Origin of the sequence: Streptomyces virginiae (genome assembly GCF_000720455.1) — a bacterium.
GTDB lineage: Bacteria > Actinomycetota > Actinomycetes > Streptomycetales > Streptomycetaceae > Streptomyces > Streptomyces virginiae.
Window position 1 is genome coordinate 1 of sequence record NZ_JOAK01000124.1, and the last position, 238, is coordinate 238.

A 238-nucleotide genomic window follows, 5' to 3' on the forward strand; every position below is an offset into this window, starting at 1 on the left:
GGCCCGGCCGATCGCGTGGATCCGGCCCTCACGGATACCGATCGACACCTTGCGGATACCGAGCACCGCGTCGATGACCAGGACATTGCTGATCACGACGTCACACGTGTCGCGGACCGCCGCCGCCTTCAGGTGCAGGCCGTCACGGGCCGTCTTGCCGAAGCCCGCCAGGAACTCCTCCCCCGGCTTCTGCGCGTCCGACTCCACCCGCACCGTCAGCCCGGAATCACCCAGCCGC

1 pseudogene is annotated in these 238 nt (G+C 69.3%); it reads right to left on the reverse strand.

Annotated features, from left to right (window positions below):
- A pseudogene (locus tag IG86_RS39610) lies at positions 1 to 238 on the reverse strand (urease subunit alpha); the annotation flags it as partial.